This is a genomic window from Dokdonia ponticola (assembly GCF_042653865.1).
GTDB lineage: Bacteria > Bacteroidota > Bacteroidia > Flavobacteriales > Flavobacteriaceae > Dokdonia > Dokdonia ponticola.
The window spans coordinates 1-18756 of sequence record NZ_JBHSFV010000010.1 but is presented as its reverse complement, the minus strand read 5'-3'; the positions used below and the strand labels follow the sequence as shown (position 1 = coordinate 18756).

The window sequence follows — 18756 nt, the reverse complement described above, 5'->3', positions numbered from 1 at the left end:
CAAGTGAGACCAACATAAATAACAGCTACATACATCCTTTTTTTAGTATCTTTCTTATCTCATTAAGCAATCTGACATGCCGATCACAAAAACCATAGAAACCCTTTTTCAAAAATACATCCCTTCGCCTTTTGTGATTGCTATTTTATTAACGCTACTTACTATGATTTTAGCGTTACTATTTACAGACAACCCTTCTGAAAGCTCACATCCCATTACTATTTTAAATTTTTGGGAAGAAGGTATCTGGGATACCAATCTTTTGGTTTTTGCCTACCAAATGATGCTTATTCTTGTCTTAGGACATGTGTTGGTATTGAGTAAACCCATGGCTTGGCTTATTTCCAAAATAACCATCTATGCAAGAGACACCGTAAGCGCTGTCGTACTCGTAAGTGTTACCACCATGCTCGTCGCTTTTTTTAATTGGGGCTTAGGCCTCATTTTTGGAGCCATTATGGCACGTAAAATAGGAGAAGCTGCCGTACAGAAAGGATTTAAAATTAACTATCCACTGGTAGGTGCAGCAGGATATGTGGGGCTAATGATTTGGCATGGAGGCATGAGTGGGTCAGCCCCTCTTAAAGTAGCCGAAGAAGCACATCTTACCACCATGATGCAGGGAATTCTACCCCCCGACCAACTTGCGACCATCCCAGAAATTATTACCAGTCAACAAACCATTTTCAGTTGGTGGAATCTCCTCCTATTCGGCATCTTATTAATCGTGATTCCTTTTACGTTTTATATGCTTGCGCGAAATGGAAAAACAACCCAATTACCCGATTTTAAGACCACAAAAGAAACTCCTGAAGATCAAGAAAAAAATGATAAGCTAGATTCCTCAAAACTCCTTACTATTGGATTTGGTTTTATCGTGATTGTTACCTTTTTTTCTCGGTATTATGGAGAATCGTTATCCCCCAATATGCTTAACTTTCTCATGTTGGGATTAGGCATCATTCTACATGGAAATTTCAAAAACTTCCTAAAAGCCGTCGAAGAAGCCATCGGAGGTGCTAGTGGTATTTTGATTCAGTTCCCGTTGTATTTTGGCATCATGGGGATCATGAAAAGTACCGGAATGGTCACAATGATCAGTGATGCGTTTATTGCTGTGGCTACAGAAACGACCTTGCCTATTTTTACCTTTTTTAGCGCTGGACTTGTGAATGTTTTTGTGCCAAGCGGGGGCGGCCAGTGGGCGATACAAGGACCTATTGTGATTGAAAGTGCCCTTTCATTAGGCGTTCCTTTACCAAAAGCCATTATGGCGCTCGCCTATGGAGACCAAATTACCAATATGCTACAACCTTTCTGGGCATTGCCATTATTAGGTATTACAAAATTAAAAGCCAAAGAAATCCTTCCCTACACCCTGATCCTTATGTTAGTGGGAAGTGCGATTTATATTCTCGGATTATTATTAGTGTAATTAAAAAATACATGCACATCCTCACAGATCATATCGCCTTCCCACACCCGTCTCAAGCCGAAGAAGACGGACTCCTTGCCGTGGGTGGGGATTTGCATCCAGAACGCTTGATGTTAGCCTATCGATCTGGGATTTTTCCTTGGTTTAATGACGGACAGATGGCATTATGGTGGAGTCCTGACCCTCGTATGGTGGTCAACCCAGAGGATGTTCATGTTTCAAAATCGATGCGTAAAGTCCTGCGTGATGGCACCTTTAAAGTCACCTATAACCAACGATTTTTAGAGGTTATTCTTGCATGCAAACGCATTAAAAGAGAAGGGCAACATGGAACATGGATTACCAATGCCATGGTCGAAGCCTATCTTACGTTGCACGAGATGGGACACGCCATTTCTGTTGAGGTTTGGCAAGAAGAGCAATTGGTGGGTGGTCTTTATGGGATTGACCTCAAAGACAAAGGGGTTTTCTGTGGAGAAAGCATGTTTTCAAAGGTAAGCAATGCGAGTAAAGTGGGGTTTATTACGCTTTCGCGAAAGCTAAAAAAAGAAAAGTACCAACTCATCGATTGTCAGATGTACACCGATCATCTTGCCAGCCTAGGTGCCGCCGAAATTCCCAGAGAAAGATTCTTAAAATACCTAGCCCCCATCCCTACATCACTTCCTCCAAAAGACGAAGGAACTATCTAAAAGCATTTTATATTTGTCAAACTGAGCCTGTCAAAGTTTTATTTTTTGATTATCAATTGCCCTTCGACAAGCTCAGGGTGACAATAAAAGTATACTTTACTTTTTAGGTGAGGGATTAGGTGAGGAATTGTACCTGCTCATACCGATGACAACCGACTTCATGATCATTGACCATGCCTATCGCTTGCATAAACGCATAAATCACCGTAGAACCCACAAACTTAAAGCCTCGCTTTTTTAAATCTTTACTAATCTGATCACTTAAAGGCGTGTTTGCAGGGCAGTCTTTATAATGATTCCAGCTATTTTGAATCGGTGTATTGTCTACAAATGCCCATAAATACTCAGAAAAACTCCCAAACTCTTTTTGAATGTCTATATATAACTTTGCATTGGTCACCGTACCGCGTACTTTTAATTTATTACGAATGATTCCTGCATCTTGCAACAAACTTTGAATTTTATCTTCGTCATATTGCGCGATCCGTTTGTAATCAAAATGGTCAAATGCCACTCTAAAGTTCTCCCGCTTCCGCAAGATGGTAATCCAACTCAATCCAGCCTGAAACGTTTCAAGCACTAAAAATTCAAAAAGTAGATCTTCATCTCTCAGCGGCGTTCCCCACTCGTTATCATGATAAGCTTCGTATAGTTTGTCGCCTACACACCAGCCACATTTGTGTTTTTTCATACTACCTATTTAAGTGTCTATAAAGATAATTTAAAAGCTTTTAGCATAGGTATTCGATTTCTCATAGAGGATAAATAGACATGAAAGAATACAAATGCCTCATTTCTTTAAAATCCTGTATTCGTATCTTTTAAATCAAAGAAAACCGCATAGCAGACACTATATATTAGTTCTCATTTTGACTATAAAAAGTGTATTTTAGACAAAATAACCTATGTAAGTTTGGCTTTTCTTTACCGTCTTACAGCGTATGAAAACAATGATAGAAAAATCAAGAAAACAAATCGTCCAAGAAGCACTTCCAAAAGCGATATCCTATCCGGCTTACAGACAACTCATAGATGACCATGCCGCACAAGAAACCAGTACAGGTCCTAACCAAACCGAAACACTTTCTAATTATACGATGTTAAATCAGCGGCGCATGAAACGCTTAGATAAAACCACCAAATTACAGGAAGCAGATGTCGCAAAAATCAATAGTTTTAAAGGGGATGTTACCTGGCTTGTTATTACAGAAAGTTGGTGTGGCGATGCCGCCCAAACTATGCCTGCAATGCAAAAAATAGCGGAGCTTTCTGAAGGTATTGATCTGAAAGTAATCTTACGTGATGAAAATCTGGAACTCATGGATGCCTTTTTATACAACGGAGGCCGTTCTATCCCTAAACTTATTGTTATCGATAATGCTTCTGGAGAAATCCTAGGAGATTGGGGACCGCGTCCTTCTAAAGCAACTCAACTTGTCAATGATTATAAAGAAGCACATGGGACGCTGACTCCTGAGTTTAAGCAAGACTTACAAGTCTGGTACAATAAAGATAAAGGTCAAAATACGGTAGCAGATTTAATAGAGCTATTACACTAACTATCCCTGAAAATTAAACGTAATCGTCCCTTTCTGAGAAGTCGTAGAGGTACTATTAAATAACGCGTCAGAAGCATACAATAGTGCCTGATCAATCAAGCATCCATTGGAAGACGTAGATGCATTTTTATTGTACTCTTTTTTAGTGATGGTTCCTGTACTATTTACTTCGATATTCAATACAATTTTCCCTAAAGCATCACAGGTATACACAGGATTAGGGATCTTCACCGCATTTCTGCCTTTCAGGTTATAGGAAACCGTGCTTTGTCTGTTTCCTTTTTTGCTATTTCGCTCTTTCTCTCTTGCTTCAATTTGAGCCTTGATACGCTCATTACGCTCCGCCATGGCAAGTTCGCGTTCCTTTTTATGCTCTTCGAGTGTTTTCTCATTTTCGGCAACAAGATCTTCTACACTGCTTAGCTGTTGCTCTTCAATCGCTTTACGTATAGGGTCTTCCTCTTTAAATAATTCTCGACTCTCATTCTGTAACTCATTTGAGTTATACGCCTGATGACTTTTGACCTTAGATTTTTGAGTAATGGGAGTTTCTTGTTTCTCAATTTCTTCCTCCTCTTCTAAAGGTTCCTGGATTACAGGAATCTCTATAAACGCCTCCTCAGGATTTGGATTTTGATAAGGCTTTACGCCTAAAAAGAAAAACACAAGCACCAGAAAACATGCGCCTGAAAACGTAATAAGCATGGATTTATCTTGAGCACTTAATTTCATAAGAGGTCTAAAATAATCAAAATCTCCTACATTAAGGAAACGATTAACAGTCTTTAGCAGGTATACTACGCCTCAAAACTTTGTTCAAAAGCCAGAATATCCTGTGCATTATCTACGCTATAATCTCCTATTTTGGTTCTTTTGAGCGCCGTAAGGTGTGCACCACTTCCCAATCCTTTGCCCATATCATGCGCTAGTGATCGAATATACGTCCCTTTGCTACAAGACACTCTAAAGTCGACTTCAGGCAGGGCGATTCGGGTGATTTCAAAATCGTAAATGGTAATTTCTCGGGTAGGAATTTCAACAGTTTCACCGGCTCTTGCAAACTCGTACAAGCGTTTTCCGTCTTTCTTCAAAGCTGAAAATATCGGAGGTTGTTGTTGGATGATTCCTTGGTACGCTTTCGCGAAAGCGTATATAGCCTCTTCTGTAATATGATCGGTTGCAAACGTCTGGTCAACTTCTGTTTCTAAATCGTAGGAAGGGGTCGTTTCGCCTAATTTGACAGTGCCTGTATATTCCTTTTCCAGCCCCATAAATTCATGAATACGCTTCGTGAATTTACCTGTACAAATAATCATTAAACCCGTAGCCAACGGATCTAAAGTCCCTGCATGACCGACTTTAATCTTTTTGATATTCAGGTTTTTGCGAATGAGCCAACGCACTTTATTGACCAACTGAAACGAACTCCACTCCAACGGTTTATCAAATAGTAAAATCTGCCCGTCTTTATAATCTTGGTCTGTGAGGTTTGAAGTATCAGACATACACTAAGGTATTATAGAACAAATTACTGGTTATACAAACTAAATCCAATGGCAATCAATCCTACGATCAAACAATAAATCGCAAACCAAGAAAGTTTGCTTTTCCTAACCAATTTGATCATCCATGTACAGGCGACAAGTCCTGCGATAAAGGCGCCTAGAAACCCGATGACAAGTACCGACATATTACTTGCTTCGGCTGTAAGCTCTCCTCCTAAAATATCTTTGGCAATTTTCCCTAAAATCAACGGAATCACCATTAAAAACGAAAAACGAGCCGCTTTACTTTTATCATTTCCTAACAAAACAGAGGTTGAGATGGTAGCACCACTTCGCGAAATCCCAGGAATCATCGCAACAGCTTGTGAAACACCTATCACAAAGGCATTTGAAAATGAAACTGTTTTTTCTGTGTTTTTTGCCCTATCTGCCATCCACAATAAAACAGCGGTCACAATAAGCATACAGCCTACCAAGAGAATATTACCGCCAAATAAGGCCTCCAATTCTTCTTCAAAAAACAAACCGACAATCACTGCTGGAAGCATAGACACAATAATCTTTGTAGAAAACTGCGTTTCTTCATTCCATTTGAATTTGAATAACCCACTGAGAATCTCCCAAATATCTTTTCTAAAAACCACAATGGTACTCAATGCCGTGGCAAAGTGGACAACTACAGTAAACATCAAACTTTCTTCTGGCACAGACGTATCGCCAAGAATGGCTTTTCCTATCTCCAAGTGACCACTAGAAGAAACGGGTAAAAATTCGGTAAGACCTTGGATAACACCAAGGATAAAGGCATCTAGATTATTCATGGGCGCAAAGATAACCTAGTCGTATAAAGTGACAAACTTACTTCTTGCCTTTATTAGGATTTAAAAGAATTGCATAGACTTCAATCCCAAAACCTAGTAACACAATCGCTGGCGCCAAACGGATACGTCTCCAAGAATAAATCTCTGGATTAAACACATTAGGGTCATCACTGCCTCCACCAGACATCAGGATAAAACCAAGGGCAATTACGCCAAGTCCGATAAGCATCCATTGATAGTTTTTCTTACCAAAAATAAATTCAGTTTGATGCTTTGCTGATGTTGATGATGTGATTTTACGTTTTTGCTCTCCCATGGCTCATGCCCGCGTAGGCGGGTATTTTTAATTAAACTCTGTAAATAAAACCGTATCTCCAATCGCTATTTGAGAAATATGATTAGACCTAGATCCTATAGCTGTGTTTGCGAGATGCAAAGTAACATTTTTATTTAAAACTTTCTCACGAAATCCTTCTAATGTGTATCCCCGCTCCAATCCTCTGTTGATGTAGTAAAATTTTCCATTGGCTTCCGCAAAAACAATATCTTTCACACCCCCTTCATAGACTCTTGTAACAGTAATCTCTTTGATTTCAGAATCTTCTATCTTAGGATTTTGAATAAGACAAGATGTACATAGTAGCGAAATAAAAAATGAAAAGATAACAATACGTCTCATAAAAAGTCATTTAATAAAGGAACGGGTGAGGCTTTAAAATATTTTAAACCCCTCTAAAAACTTATGAGTTATTGCTTTATATGCTTTCGCGAACTTCTCCGATGGTAAATAAGATACAACTATATTTTCATTTTATCCTGACACATCAATACTTTCAGAAGCAAATCAATTTCAAATCTAAGTAGGTTTTCAACCGTTGAAAACCTACTTATTTCTTTACTTGCTATTAATTAGAACAGTTTGTATCACCTAGAACAAGTATCACCAGCTTCGTTACCACAAACACATTTATTTTCATGATCATTCCTACAGTTGTCTAGCTCAGAACTATCTTCTCCACCTGTTCTTCCTCCATTAATACTCCTCTTTTCAGTTTTAGTCATAACTGAATGTAAATTCGAATTGTTTTTTAACATAAGATAAAATTTAAAGTTAATAATAGAAATGTTCAAGGAAGTAATGGAGTGTTACCCATTTAGGAAGAAAATTTTATTTTTTAGGGTGCTAAGAGTTGGAATTTTTTCACCGCTTTTATGTAGTTTTTTAGTAGTAATTCTTGTACGATCTAACAAATGACAATGTATATACGCTACTTTGACAAGTATCAAACTGGGCTTGTTGAAATACTCAATATACTATTTCGCGAAAGCAAAAAAAGAAATATCAAAACTGAGCTTCATGAAAAATTAAAAAGATCCCGCTTGCAGCGGGATTAGTTCGGCTTGCACTATTGTATGCGCCCTGTGGGCTTTACAACAGTGAGTCTTGAAAATGAAGTAAGGATCCCGCTTGCAGCGGGATTAGTTCGGCTTGCACTATTGTATGCGCCCTGTGGGCTTTACAACAGTGAGTCTTGAAAATGAAGTAAGGATCCCGCTTGCAGCGGGATTAGTTCGGCTTGCACTGTTGTATGCGCCCTGTGGGCTTTACAACAGTGAGTCTCACTAATAGTACAATTCATCGGTACGGAGATTTAGGAAACGTTGGGTGGCAAAAAAGGTGCTAATCCACGTGATGAAAATACCTAATAGAAAGATCCCTAAGAAAAGAGTTCCTATGATCAATTTATCGTCTAGTAAAGCAAGATCAGGAAATAATTCATTGAGATAATACAATAAAACCGCCATGCCAATAAGCGCAAGAATAGCGCCCAACATTCCTAGTCGCACACTCTTCCAAACAAAAGGACGGCGTATAAAACGCTTGGTCGCTCCTACCATTTGCATGGTTTTGATAATAAATCGTTTGGCATACACCGATAATCGTATCGAACTATTAATTAATAATACCGCAATACATGTAAAGACACCACTAATAATTAATACCCAGAGCGTAATGCGTTTGATATTATCAGTAAGTAAAGCAATAAGGGGTTGGTCATAACTTACTTCATCCACAAAATCTCTAGAGGCAATCTCGTCAGAAATCTCTTTGGTTTTTATAGGAGATACGTAATCTGCTTTCAAATATACATCTATGCTATTTTGCAACGGGTTGTAGCCTAGAAAGTCCATAAAATTCTCCCCAATCTCTTCGCTATGCGCTTCGGCAGCTTCGTCTTTAGACACAAAAACAGAAGATTTGGTATACTCAGCAAGCGCTAGTGATTTTTGAAGTTGCTTGATCTCAATGTCTTTTGCCGTATCTTTTAAATAGACAGACAATACTACCTTTTCTTTGACATGATCGGCTACTTTTTTTGTATTAATGACAATAATTCCTAAACCTCCCAATAAAAACAACACCAATGTAATACTGATGACGACAGAGAAATAAGAAAAAACCAATCGGCGTTTTTGATACCGTTCAAATGAGGATGCCATAGCTATTTATAAGATTACTACTGTAAAAATACAATGATTTTCACATACCATGATATACAACGCCTAAAGTTTCTACATTGTTATAAACGTTCATCTTGATTTTTTCGCTTTCGCGAAAATTGACTCAGGACTAAAAGAGTCAAGACAAAAGGGAATCACGAGTCAAGATTAAAAGAAGTAAATGGTCCAAGACATAAAAGACTCACAAATCAAGCCTTAAAAATGGATTTTTGTCTCTTTTTTACCTATCAAGTCCTGATTCCCTTTTATCATGTTTCCTTTTTCGCGGAAGCGAAAACCCCTATCTTTAAAACTACAAATTCTAAAATTGATGAACATTCTAATCTATGGTATCGGAGGTGTTGGTGGCTTTGTCGGCGGAAAACTAGCACAAACCCAGCATAAAGTCACATTCATTGCACGTGGAGACCATCTCAAGGCTATTCAAAAAAACGGACTCACAATAGAAAGTATTACAGGTAATTTTAACGTACGTCCATATCACGCCACCGATGATCTCAGCACCATTGACATTCCCGATCTTGTTATTTTTGGCACAAAATCATGGCAATTACAAGAAATAGCAAAAGAGATATTGCAATATACAAATAACACCAACATGTTCTTACCGCTACAAAATGGTGCAAACAATTCCGAAATCCTGAATACCGTACTTCCAAAACAGCAAGTCCTCTCTGGTTTGTGTAGAATGATTAGTTTTATTAAAAGCCCAGGAGTTATTTCAAATCCTGATATTCCGCCAACCTTTCTTTTTGGAGAACAAGACAACACCCGAACGCCAAGAGTCAACGCTATTCTAACCCTTTTTACAGAAGCAGGCCTCAATGCCCAAATCCCAGAAAACATTCAAGTAGCGATCTGGCAAAAATTTCTCTTTATCACCACCGTAAGTGCCATTGGCGGATTGACCAGAGCGACTATTGGTGTGATGCGGGAGAGTTCGTATATCAAAAATTTGATGCTCAAAACTGCTCAAGAAGTCGCTGCGGTGGCAAAAGCTAAAGGAATCGCATTACCAGAAGATACTATTGATAAAACCTTTGCGGCCATTGCTCGACAAGCGCCCAATACCACAGCCTCTACCCAGCGTGATTTGATGGAAGGCAAACCCAGCGAACTCGAAAACTTTAATGGTTTTATTGTCAAAGAAGGTAAGAAATTAGGCATTCCAATACCTGTGAATGAGATGATTTATGAGTTGTTACTGCCACAAGAAAACAAAGCTCGAAGCCCCCTAGCCCCTTTAGAGGGTTAGGGGGCTTTAAAAAATAGAGTACTACTCTATTTTAGAGTGTTACTCTATTTTCAGGGGTTTTGTATTTATAAAGACTCTCTACCCTTGACCCTTTCATTACAGGGAAATAATCGTAAATTTGCCAGCTTAAAACAGCACCATGCTGTGATAAAGAAATAATACATTCGTCCTGACTCCTGACGCTGTTTAGTCTTGAATCAGTTTTCGCAATAGCGAAAAAAAACAATATAGTATGAAATACCATTTTAACGACATAGAAGCCAAGTGGCAACAATATTGGGCAGAAAACGGCACTTTTCACGCCAGTAACACCAGTGACAAACCCAAATATTATGTACTCGATATGTTCCCTTATCCCTCTGGAGCGGGATTGCATGTGGGGCATCCGCTAGGATATATTGCCAGTGATGTCTATGCACGTTATAAGCGTTTGAAAGGATTTAATGTATTGCACCCACAAGGGTATGATTCGTTTGGATTGCCTGCCGAGCAGTATGCGATTCAGACGGGGCAACATCCTGCGACGACCACCAAAGTAAACATAGAAGGCGGTGTCGATAATCAAGGCAATAAGATTGCTGGATATCGTAACCAATTGGATAAAATAGGATTCTCTTTTGACTGGAGCCGTGAAGTACGTACGTCTGATCCGAAATATTACAAATGGACGCAGTGGATTTTCACCGAGCTTTTTAACTCCTGGTACAATAAAGATAGTGATAAAGCCGAAGGAATTGATACGTTGGTGTCCGCTTTCGCGAAAGCGGGGAATACCTCCACAAATGCGGTATGCGACGAGGACACGCCTACGTTTACAGCTAGTGAGTGGAATGCGTATAGTGATAAAGAACAGCAAGAAATTTTATTAAAATATAGATTGACGTATCTCGCCGAAACCGAAGTCAACTGGTGTCCGGCTTTAGGAACGGTATTGGCAAATGACGAGATTGTGAACGGCGTTTCCGAACGAGGTGGTCATACGGTGGTGCGTAAAAAAATGACCCAATGGTCGATGCGAATTTCTGCCTATGCAGAACGTTTGATCCAAGGATTGGAAGGCATTGATTGGAGCGAATCGATCAAAGAAACCCAACGCAACTGGATCGGAAAGAGTGTTGGCGCTTCCGTCAGTTTCAAAGTAAAACCAGATGTCACGTCGAGCGCAGTCGAGACCTCGCCTGTGATAGAAGTTTTTACAACAAGACCCGATACGATTTTCGGAGTTTCATTCATGACCTTAGCACCAGAACATGAATTGGTGTCAAAGATCACGACTCCAGCGCAAAAAGCTGAAATCGACGCCTACATTGAATCTACCTCCAAGCGTTCTGAACGTGAGCGTATGGCGGATGTAAAAACCATTTCTGGTGTCTTTACAGGAGCGTATGCCGAGCATCCCTTTACCAAAGAACCGATTCCTATTTGGATTGGAGATTACGTATTGGCAGGCTACGGAACGGGTGCTGTGATGGCAGTCCCATGTGGCGATCAGCGAGATTATGACTTTGCAAAGAAATTTGATATTCCGATCCCAAATGTATTTGAAGGCGTTGATATCTCAGAAGAAGCGTTTTCAGACAAAGCGACTACGGTTATTACCAACAGTGATTTTTTAAACGGACTCAACTATAAAAAAGCGGTCAAAACAGCGATTTACGAATTAGAAAAAATAGGTGCCGGAACGGGGAAAACCAATTACCGTTTACGCGATGCCGTTTTTAGTCGTCAGCGCTATTGGGGAGAGCCTTTCCCTGTCTATTATGTTGACGGAATGCCACAGATGATACCATTAGAGCATTTGCCTATCGAGCTTCCTGAAATTGAAAAATACCTCCCCACCGAAGACGGCGAACCCCCTTTAGGTCGCGCGGATGTATGGGCATGGGATACTAAGACTAATAAAGTAGTTTCTAACACACTTTGTCACCCTGAGCCTGTCGAAGGGCAAGAACAAAACGGTATCTATCCCCTTGAATTAAACACCATGCCAGGCTGGGCAGGAAGTAGTTGGTATTTCTTCAGATATATGGAGAAAGCACACCGTGACAAGGTTTTTGCTTCTAAAGAAGCCTTAGACTATTGGTGCAATGTCGATTTATACATCGGAGGTTCCGAGCATGGAACAGGTCACTTATTGTACAGTCGATTCTGGGTAAAGTTCCTATATGATCGTGGGTTTGTAAATGTTGATGAGCCTTTCCAAAAAATGATCAATCAAGGAATGATTCTGGGGACGAGTGCTTTTGTTTACGTTTTAAATTTACCGTTCGCTTTAAATTTTAAAGATGGAAAATCGAAAGCAACTGACAGAGATAAATCAATTTATTCTTCATTTTTTGACGGTAATATTTTTATAACTAAATCGTTTTATGATGACCGAAACAAATTAAGCGACTCTCAAAAGAAAAACTTGGAAAACTTTGTTAATTCCATTGTTTCAAAATATGAAGAACTAAATCCAAATCACAAAATTGAAAAAACGTTTGATTTTCTAGATGATTTTGACAAAAACATATTTCCTCTTCACACAGACGTTTCTCTAGTAAATGCTTCTGACGAATTAGACACGGAAGGCTTTAAAAAATGGCGTATGGAACTCAAAGACGCTAAGTTTTTATATGAAGAAGACGGCGTTTACAAAGTCGGTCGCGAGGTCGAAAAAATGTCTAAGTCTAAGTACAACGTCGTTAATCCTGATCAGATTTGCGAACAATACGGTGCCGATACCTTACGGATGTACGAGATGTTTTTAGGGCCGCTAGAGCAAGCAAAACCTTGGAATACGGCTGGTATTACAGGGGTACATAATTTCTTGAAGAAATTGTGGAAATTATACCATTCAGGTGCAGAAGGAGCATTTTATGTAACCGATACGGAACCTACCAAAGACAACTTAAAAACACTTCATAAAACGATTAAAAAAGTAGAGGAAGATATTGAGAACTTTAGTTTTAATACCTCCGTATCTACCTTTATGATTGCTGGGAATGAATTGGCAGCCCAAAAGTGTACGTCTAGAGCAATTTTAGAACCATTATTGATCTTAATCGCTCCGTATGCACCGCATATCGCTGAGGAGTTATGTAGCAAGCTTGGACATACCGAAAGTATTTCGGAAGCGTCATTTCCTATTTTTGACGCAAGTCACTTGGTGGAAAGTGCGAAGAACTATCCGATCTCGTTTAATGGAAAAATGAAGTTTACCTTAGAACTTCCGTTAGACTATACCAAAGATCAGATCCAAGAAGTGGTCATGGCACATGAAAAAACAAAGATGTATCTCGACGGGCGTACGCCTAAAAAGGTGATTATCGTTCCTGGAAAGATTGTGAATATTGTGGGGTAAAAGCCTCCCCTAACCCCTCCAAAGGAGAGGGAATGTGATGTCTGGTCGAGTGCCGTCGAGACTTATATAACTATAGTATCTTATGACAGAAATCAATTCTATAGAGATTATTGGGCTTATCGCGGCTACATGTACCACTGCTGCGTTTTTGCCTCAGGTGTATCAAACTTGGAAGACTAAAAATGTATCTGGCCTTTCTTTACCGATGCTTACTATATTTTTTACTGGAGTTTTGCTTTGGCTCGTATATGGCACCTATATACATAGCCTTTCTATCATACTCGCGAATGCGATTACGATTGTTTCTGTGTTTTTGTTGATTGTTTTTAAGTTGAGGTATCGGAATAGGTAATCCCTCTATCCCTCTGTCTGCTTTGCAGACATCTCCCTTCTCTAAGGGAGATGCCTTTGTTCTCGTTTTGTTTATAATAACTCGTTAAATGAGAATCTATTTATATTCAATTCATCTTAAGAAAAGCTTCTATTTGAAGCTTCAAACATTCTTTTGAAACTATAAGCAAGGCTTCTCCCTTTTTAAAAAAGGGAGATGTCAAAAACCCTGTTTTTGACAGAGGGATTGGCGAAGCTGCAAGCTAGCCCGAAAACCACTATCTTTAAAACCATGATCATTCACTCTAGAAAATATTTAGAAACGTATCGAAAATCACTTCGCAACAACACCACACCTGCGGAACGTATTTTATGGAAGCATCTTAAAAACAAACAACTAGATGGCAAACGATTCTTAAGACAGCACAGTATCCTTAATTACATTGTTGATTTTTACTGTCCTTCAGAAAAACTAATTATCGAGTTAGATGGAGAAGTTCACTTTAATGAAGAAGCTCTAGTTTATGACGCAAAACGAACAAAAGATTTAGAAGGATTAGGCTTTGCTGTTATACGATTTGAGAATAAGATGGTCTTTGACCTACTTCCGAGTGTACTAACGGATATTAAATCCTATTTTATAAGTACGTAACCTTATTATTGTAGATAAATATCTTTATTTAAAAAATGAGTATCACAGAAAAAAGAGGGCATCAATTAGGGTTTTGTACTGTGTGTCAACATAGACAACTAGATTCAGATTTTATACTTACGTGCAATCTCACTCAAAAAATTGCTGATTTTGAACCTGAATGTCCGTCTTTTACTATAGATCTTCCAACGATTTTGAAAAGACGTATTACTCAGGAGAAGAAACTTTTAGACCGTTTTCATCCTACGTTACATCACGTAGAGAAATTTTTAAAAACTACAACAACAGGATTAACGAATAAAGAAGCATTTAACAATTCACTCTACAAAACAACCAAAAAGTTAGTTTTCAGAGAATCAGATCAATTAGACCTAACAATGTTTATTTTGTCACCGATAGTGATCCTAGTTTGTATGCTATATTTCATTCTTAATCCTCTACAACATATTGCATTATTAATTGCCTTTATCGCTTTTATAGCGACTTGTTTTTTTGGGTACAGAGTATTGTTATACAAGTACAAAGTGCAATTAGAAATTACAGCATATGGCTTAGAAACACCTAGAGAAAATATCCCGTGGAGTGCAATTATAGATTATTATTTATCAGAAAAAAAACAACCTAAAGGTGAATCATTTTATACACTAGTGATTTTAACATCTTCTGGTATTCTGAAAACAATACTTCTCAATCATTTGGAAGTAACTCCTCAAATGATTGTCAAAAAAATTAATCAGGAAAGAAAATTGTATTATCACGACTCCTATTAAATACCTTTTGTCGAGCTAATCCTGCGGTACAACTGACAAAATTTCACTCCGTTAAATTGGTCTTATTATTGCTATAGTTTTTGTAATTTTAATACACAAAATAAAAATAATATGTTAGGAGGATATATGGGCTACTACATTATTGTAGGGGCTATTGGATTAATCAGTATGTTGGTGAGCAACAAACTGAAAAGTAAATTTGATCATTACTCAAAAATACATTTACGCAACGGAATGTCGGGGGCAGAAATAGCAGAAAAAATGCTAGCAGATAACGGGATTCGAGATGTGAAAGTTATTTCTGTAGGCGGTCAACTCACAGATCATTATAACCCAATAAATAAAACAGTCAATTTAAGCGAGGTTGTTTATACTCAACGAAATGCTGCTGCAGCTGCGGTGGCAGCTCATGAAGTAGGACACGCAGTACAACATGCCAAGGCATACGGGTTTTTGAAGATGCGATCTCAATTGGTGCCTTTGGTTAACATTTCGTCAAAAATGTCACAGTGGGTCATCATAGGAGGATTGGTGCTTATGGGTACCACAGCTATTGGCGGAACGATTGCGTTAATTGGTCTTGGACTATACGCGGTACAAACGCTTTTTAGTTTTATTACCTTACCCGTAGAGTATGATGCAAGTAATCGTGCACTGGCTTGGTTAAAAGCAGAAAACATGGTGACGCCACAAGAATATGCGGGATCAAAAGATGCTTTAAAATGGGCGGCACGTACGTATGTCGTAGCTGCGATAGGATCACTCGCGACCTTGGTGTATTTTGCATTGCAGGTATTAGGAAGTAGACGGTAATCCCTGAAATCGAAGTCGAAACTGATATTGAAATTTTAAATATAGGTTACATTCTTTTGCGTGAGGGATAGCAGTGGATACCCCACAGGACTAAAGAAAAAGGCATTTTGATACATTGTCATGCTACGCAACAACACTCAGTGCCCTTTTCTTTAGTACGAGGAGTAGGAACGAATAGCCCGACCGAAGCCTTGAACATAGTGAAAGACGAAGGGCACGCCCAAAAAATAAAAGGATAACAAAAGACAGAGGACACATTGACAAACCGTGTAGTATCAAGCGATCCAATGGTACAATAACCAAAGTTGATACGACCACTGTAAGCTTTGGCAAAATATTTGACTAAGTTTGCATTATAAATTAGATTAAAACTTTAAAATTATATAGTTATGGCATTAGAAATCACAGATGCATCTTTTGAAGAGGCAGTATTAAACAGTGACAAACCTGTACTGGTAGACTTTTGGGCTGCTTGGTGTGGACCTTGTCGTATGGTAGGTCCCGTAATCGAAGAGATTTCTGGAGAATATGAAGGGAAAGCGGTTGTTGGAAAAGTAGACGTAGATGCAAATCAGGAATTTGCAGCAAAATACGGCGTACGTAACATCCCTACTGTATTAATGTTTAAAAACGGAGAGGTTGTAGGACGTCAAGTAGGTGTTGCTCCTAAAAAAGTATATACAGATGCTATTGATGGTCTTTTAGACTAAGAGATAGGTAAGATTATGCAAAAGGTTTGGTGTAGTGCCAAACCTTTTTTATTTTAGTGAAATAGAAAACAGATCCTCCTTAATGATACTGTTTTTGTTATTGAACTAACCTCGCTGGAGAGCGAGGTCTTTTAAAATAAAGAAAAATGTTTTTTTATACTCGCTCCTGCCTGCCGTCAAGTAGGTTCGCGAAAATGTAATTAAACCTACTGTTATTGAAATTAAATTAATGTTTATGAGATCCTCGCCCCTGTCTGCCGACAGGCAGGTTCGCGGGGATGAAAAGATACCCACGTAGGTGGGCAATACACATGGAAAAAAAGACCAAAGTACAAGACGCAATAGACACCTCCCTTTTGGAGCAACGTAAAATTTTCCTTTGGGGAATGGTAGATGATAAAAGTGCAAAGCACGTTATTGATCGTTTGTTATACCTAGATTCGATAAGTCATGACGAAATCCAGTTGTTTATCAACAGTCCTGGGGGATATGTGACTTCTGGATTTGCAATGTATGATACCATCAAGCAAATTAAGAGCCCAGTTTCTACCATTTGCACTGGACTAGCAGCAAGTATGGGTTCGCTTTTACTCTCTGTTGGAGAAAAAGGACGTCGTTTTATTCAGCCACACGCACGTGTCATGATCCACCAACCTTCTGGAGGCGCACAAGGACAAGCCAGTGATATTGAAATTACAGCACAAGAAATTATCAAAACCAAAGAGCTTAGTGCTCAAATCCTAGCGGATAACTGTGGTCAGACGTTTGAAAAAATCATGAAAGATTTTCAGCGTGATCATTGGATGGGTGCAGAAGAGTCTGTTGCTTATGGCATCGCAGATGGTATTTATAAAGGGTAATAGCACTGTCTCCTCGAGCGCAGTCGAGAGGTTTTTTATCAATCTATTTTTAAAATAGGTCTCGACTGCGCTCGACCAGACATTTTGCTATGAACATTCAACAGGAATTACATAAAACCAATGGTTTTGGCAACTTAGAGCTTCTTGCTCGGCAAGTGGTCGAGGGTTTTATTTCTGGTATGCATAAAAGTCCGTTTCACGGATTTTCGGCAGAATTTGCTGAGCATAAAGTCTATAATAACGGGGAAAGTACCAAGCACATCGATTGGAAACTGTATGCCAAAACAGATCGATTGTACACCAAACGCTATGAAGAGGAAACTAATTTACGTTGTCACCTCATTGTAGATAATAGTAGCTCGATGCATTATCCGCCAGTATCTCAACATGGGATCGATCATTTGAATAAGATCAGTTTTTCAGTATTAGCGAGTGCTGCCATTATGCAACTCATGAAAAAACAACGCGATGCGGTTGGCTTGAGTATTTATGGAGAGGAGTATGAGTTTTATGCCTCTGAGAAAGGAAGTGATCGCCATCATCATATGTTATTAGATCAGTTGGGGAAGATGTTGGATCCCGCTTTCGCGAACCTGCCTTCCGGCAGGCAGGAGCTCCAAAGAAAAGGAACGAATACCTACGCCCACTTACATCTGATTGCTGAGAAACTCAAGAGACGCTCCTTGGTCTTTTTATTTTCTGATATGTTTCAGAGTGATGTGGAGCAAGAGCAATTATTTGAAGCCTTACAGCATTTAAAATATAACAAGCATGAGGTAGTGCTTTTTCACACCTATAGTGAAGAAAAAGAATACAATTTTAAATTTTCTAACGCTCCTAAGCGTTTTGTAGATGTTGAAACGGGAGAACATATCAATTTATATGCAGATTCTATTAGAGATATCTATAAAGCCTCTGTAGAGACGTATTTTAAAAACTTACAATTGCGATGTGCACAATATAGAATTAAGTACATTCCAGCAGTGATAGAAAAGGGGTTTAGCCCTATTTTGACTACATTTCTGGTAGAGCGACAAAAATTTGTGTAAATTTTTTATTTTTTTGTTTGCAGATGTAAAAAGAGAGTGTATATTTGCACCCGCAACAGCGCAACGGTCTGGTAGTTCAGCTGGTTAGAATATCTGCCTGTCACGCAGGGGGTCGCGGGTTCGAGTCCCGTCCAGACCGCTTCTAAAGCCCTCAGTCCGAGGGCTTTTTTTATAAGAAGTTGTGTTGGCTACGTCACACGTAGCAGGCTTTGTAGTTGAAGCCGATGAGAAGCTTTTCCTGTCATAAGGAGAGGCTTTTTTTGTCACCTCTCCTATGACGATCCATTAGGTTTTCAAACTACATACATGGGATCAAGTCCAAAACTTGTGGGATTTTAGGATTATGCAAAAATAGTAGATAATCTAAAAAGGAAGAATTCTACATTTCTAACACCTCTGAATTGTGCTCTAAACGCTTTTATCTTGGCATTAAAAG

General features: G+C 38.9%; 19 protein-coding genes and 1 tRNA gene. 13 read left to right on the top strand and 7 right to left on the bottom strand.

Features of this window, described 5'->3' with window-relative positions:
• The first annotated feature begins 76 nt into the window (after positions 1 to 76).
• Entirely contained in the window at positions 77 to 1435 is a 1359-nt protein-coding gene (locus tag ACFO3O_RS15290; protein WP_379980344.1) for a short-chain fatty acid transporter, read from the top strand.
• 11 nt (positions 1436 to 1446) lie between these two features.
• Positions 1447 to 2127: a leucyl/phenylalanyl-tRNA--protein transferase gene (gene aat, locus ACFO3O_RS15285; RefSeq protein WP_379980342.1), complete on the top strand. Its 681-nt coding sequence runs from the start codon at positions 1447 to 1449 to the stop codon at positions 2125 to 2127.
• Positions 2128 to 2242: 115 nt separating this feature from the next.
• Here the strand turns inward: aat and ACFO3O_RS15280 are convergent, their stop codons facing one another.
• Positions 2243 to 2818, bottom strand: a complete 576-nt coding sequence (locus ACFO3O_RS15280) for a DNA-3-methyladenine glycosylase I (RefSeq protein ID WP_379980340.1) — start codon at positions 2816 to 2818, stop codon at positions 2243 to 2245.
• Positions 2819 to 3077: 259 nt separating this feature from the next.
• Between ACFO3O_RS15280 and ACFO3O_RS15275 the strand changes: the two genes are divergently transcribed.
• Positions 3078 to 3686: a thioredoxin family protein gene (locus ACFO3O_RS15275; protein WP_379980338.1), complete on the top strand. Its 609-nt coding sequence runs from the start codon at positions 3078 to 3080 to the stop codon at positions 3684 to 3686.
• Here ACFO3O_RS15275 and ACFO3O_RS15270 read toward each other — a convergent pair whose 3' ends face one another.
• The 6 genes from ACFO3O_RS15270 to ACFO3O_RS15245 all read right to left on the bottom strand — a co-directional run bounded on the left by ACFO3O_RS15270 (position 3687) and on the right by ACFO3O_RS15245 (position 8514).
• Positions 3687 to 4418 carry a hypothetical protein gene (locus ACFO3O_RS15270; RefSeq protein WP_379980336.1) on the bottom strand — a complete coding sequence of 244 codons (732 nt, stop codon included), beginning with the start codon at positions 4416 to 4418 and terminating at the stop codon, positions 3687 to 3689.
• Between the two features lie 65 nt (positions 4419 to 4483).
• Positions 4484 to 5191, bottom strand: coding sequence for a tRNA pseudouridine(55) synthase TruB (gene truB / locus ACFO3O_RS15265; RefSeq protein WP_379980334.1), 708 nt, complete (start codon positions 5189 to 5191; stop codon positions 4484 to 4486).
• Between the two features lie 23 nt (positions 5192 to 5214).
• Positions 5215 to 6012: an undecaprenyl-diphosphate phosphatase gene (locus ACFO3O_RS15260; protein WP_379980332.1), complete on the bottom strand. Its 798-nt coding sequence runs from the start codon at positions 6010 to 6012 to the stop codon at positions 5215 to 5217.
• A gap of 37 nt (positions 6013 to 6049) precedes the next feature.
• Positions 6050 to 6328, bottom strand: coding sequence for a DUF3098 domain-containing protein (locus tag ACFO3O_RS15255; RefSeq protein ID WP_379980330.1), 279 nt, complete (start codon positions 6326 to 6328; stop codon positions 6050 to 6052).
• A gap of 27 nt (positions 6329 to 6355) precedes the next feature.
• Entirely contained in the window at positions 6356 to 6691 is a 336-nt protein-coding gene (locus ACFO3O_RS15250; protein ID WP_379980328.1) for a hypothetical protein, read from the bottom strand.
• A 944-nt stretch (positions 6692 to 7635) separates the two neighbouring features.
• Positions 7636 to 8514 (bottom strand): cell division protein FtsX, encoded by an 879-nt coding sequence (locus ACFO3O_RS15245; protein WP_379980326.1) that lies wholly within the window; start codon positions 8512 to 8514, stop codon positions 7636 to 7638.
• A gap of 331 nt (positions 8515 to 8845) precedes the next feature.
• Here ACFO3O_RS15245 and ACFO3O_RS15240 point away from each other — a divergent pair, with 331 nt between their 5' ends.
• From ACFO3O_RS15240 to ACFO3O_RS15195, 10 genes are all read left to right on the top strand, one after another.
• Positions 8846 to 9790 carry a ketopantoate reductase family protein gene (locus ACFO3O_RS15240; RefSeq protein WP_379980324.1) on the top strand — a complete coding sequence of 315 codons (945 nt, stop codon included), beginning with the start codon at positions 8846 to 8848 and terminating at the stop codon, positions 9788 to 9790.
• A 232-nt stretch (positions 9791 to 10022) separates the two neighbouring features.
• Complete coding sequence (locus ACFO3O_RS15235; protein WP_379980322.1) at positions 10023 to 13136, top strand: leucine--tRNA ligase; 3114 nt, start codon at positions 10023 to 10025, stop codon at positions 13134 to 13136.
• Positions 13137 to 13218: 82 nt separating this feature from the next.
• Positions 13219 to 13488 carry a SemiSWEET family sugar transporter gene (locus tag ACFO3O_RS15230; RefSeq protein WP_379980320.1) on the top strand — a complete coding sequence of 90 codons (270 nt, stop codon included), beginning with the start codon at positions 13219 to 13221 and terminating at the stop codon, positions 13486 to 13488.
• 270 nt (positions 13489 to 13758) lie between these two features.
• Positions 13759 to 14118, top strand: coding sequence for an endonuclease domain-containing protein (locus ACFO3O_RS15225; RefSeq protein WP_379980783.1), 360 nt, complete (start codon positions 13759 to 13761; stop codon positions 14116 to 14118).
• Between the two features lie 35 nt (positions 14119 to 14153).
• Entirely contained in the window at positions 14154 to 14888 is a 735-nt protein-coding gene (locus ACFO3O_RS15220) for a hypothetical protein (protein ID WP_379980318.1), read from the top strand.
• Between the two features lie 111 nt (positions 14889 to 14999).
• Positions 15000 to 15701: a zinc metallopeptidase gene (locus ACFO3O_RS15215; RefSeq protein ID WP_379980316.1), complete on the top strand. Its 702-nt coding sequence runs from the start codon at positions 15000 to 15002 to the stop codon at positions 15699 to 15701.
• Between the two features lie 389 nt (positions 15702 to 16090).
• Positions 16091 to 16411 (top strand): thioredoxin, encoded by a 321-nt coding sequence (gene trxA, locus ACFO3O_RS15210; protein WP_379980314.1) that lies wholly within the window; start codon positions 16091 to 16093, stop codon positions 16409 to 16411.
• A 311-nt stretch (positions 16412 to 16722) separates the two neighbouring features.
• Positions 16723 to 17271 (top strand): ClpP family protease, encoded by a 549-nt coding sequence (locus tag ACFO3O_RS15205; RefSeq protein ID WP_379980312.1) that lies wholly within the window; start codon positions 16723 to 16725, stop codon positions 17269 to 17271.
• Between the two features lie 89 nt (positions 17272 to 17360).
• Positions 17361 to 18320 (top strand): DUF58 domain-containing protein, encoded by a 960-nt coding sequence (locus tag ACFO3O_RS15200; protein ID WP_379980310.1) that lies wholly within the window; start codon positions 17361 to 17363, stop codon positions 18318 to 18320.
• A 65-nt stretch (positions 18321 to 18385) separates the two neighbouring features.
• Positions 18386 to 18459: transfer RNA gene (locus tag ACFO3O_RS15195), tRNA-Asp, on the top strand.
• The last annotated feature ends 297 nt before the right edge of the window (positions 18460 to 18756 follow it).

Bases quoted from the DNA above. Each gene is read 5' to 3' on its own strand.
- ACFO3O_RS15235 (WP_379980322.1), top strand. From the start codon at position 10,023: ATGAAATACCATTTTAACGACATAGAAGCCAAGTGGCAACAATATTGG.
- truB (WP_379980334.1), bottom strand. From the start codon at position 5,191: ATGTCTGATACTTCAAACCTCACAGACCAAGATTATAAAGACGGGCAG.
- ACFO3O_RS15205 (WP_379980312.1), top strand. From the start codon at position 16,723: ATGGAAAAAAAGACCAAAGTACAAGACGCAATAGACACCTCCCTTTTG.
- ACFO3O_RS15220 (WP_379980318.1), top strand. From the start codon at position 14,154: ATGAGTATCACAGAAAAAAGAGGGCATCAATTAGGGTTTTGTACTGTG.
- ACFO3O_RS15240 (WP_379980324.1), top strand. From the start codon at position 8,846: ATGAACATTCTAATCTATGGTATCGGAGGTGTTGGTGGCTTTGTCGGC.
- ACFO3O_RS15280 (WP_379980340.1), bottom strand. From the start codon at position 2,818: ATGAAAAAACACAAATGTGGCTGGTGTGTAGGCGACAAACTATACGAA.
- ACFO3O_RS15245 (WP_379980326.1), bottom strand. From the start codon at position 8,514: ATGGCATCCTCATTTGAACGGTATCAAAAACGCCGATTGGTTTTTTCT.
- ACFO3O_RS15200 (WP_379980310.1), top strand. From the start codon at position 17,361: ATGAACATTCAACAGGAATTACATAAAACCAATGGTTTTGGCAACTTA.
- ACFO3O_RS15255 (WP_379980330.1), bottom strand. From the start codon at position 6,328: ATGGGAGAGCAAAAACGTAAAATCACATCATCAACATCAGCAAAGCAT.
- ACFO3O_RS15270 (WP_379980336.1), bottom strand. From the start codon at position 4,418: ATGAAATTAAGTGCTCAAGATAAATCCATGCTTATTACGTTTTCAGGC.
- trxA (WP_379980314.1), top strand. From the start codon at position 16,091: ATGGCATTAGAAATCACAGATGCATCTTTTGAAGAGGCAGTATTAAAC.
- aat (WP_379980342.1), top strand. From the start codon at position 1,447: ATGCACATCCTCACAGATCATATCGCCTTCCCACACCCGTCTCAAGCC.
- ACFO3O_RS15230 (WP_379980320.1), top strand. From the start codon at position 13,219: ATGACAGAAATCAATTCTATAGAGATTATTGGGCTTATCGCGGCTACA.
- ACFO3O_RS15275 (WP_379980338.1), top strand. From the start codon at position 3,078: ATGATAGAAAAATCAAGAAAACAAATCGTCCAAGAAGCACTTCCAAAA.
- ACFO3O_RS15250 (WP_379980328.1), bottom strand. From the start codon at position 6,691: ATGAGACGTATTGTTATCTTTTCATTTTTTATTTCGCTACTATGTACA.
- ACFO3O_RS15215 (WP_379980316.1), top strand. From the start codon at position 15,000: ATGTTAGGAGGATATATGGGCTACTACATTATTGTAGGGGCTATTGGA.
- ACFO3O_RS15260 (WP_379980332.1), bottom strand. From the start codon at position 6,012: ATGAATAATCTAGATGCCTTTATCCTTGGTGTTATCCAAGGTCTTACC.
- ACFO3O_RS15225 (WP_379980783.1), top strand. From the start codon at position 13,759: ATGATCATTCACTCTAGAAAATATTTAGAAACGTATCGAAAATCACTT.
- ACFO3O_RS15290 (WP_379980344.1), top strand. From the start codon at position 77: ATGCCGATCACAAAAACCATAGAAACCCTTTTTCAAAAATACATCCCT.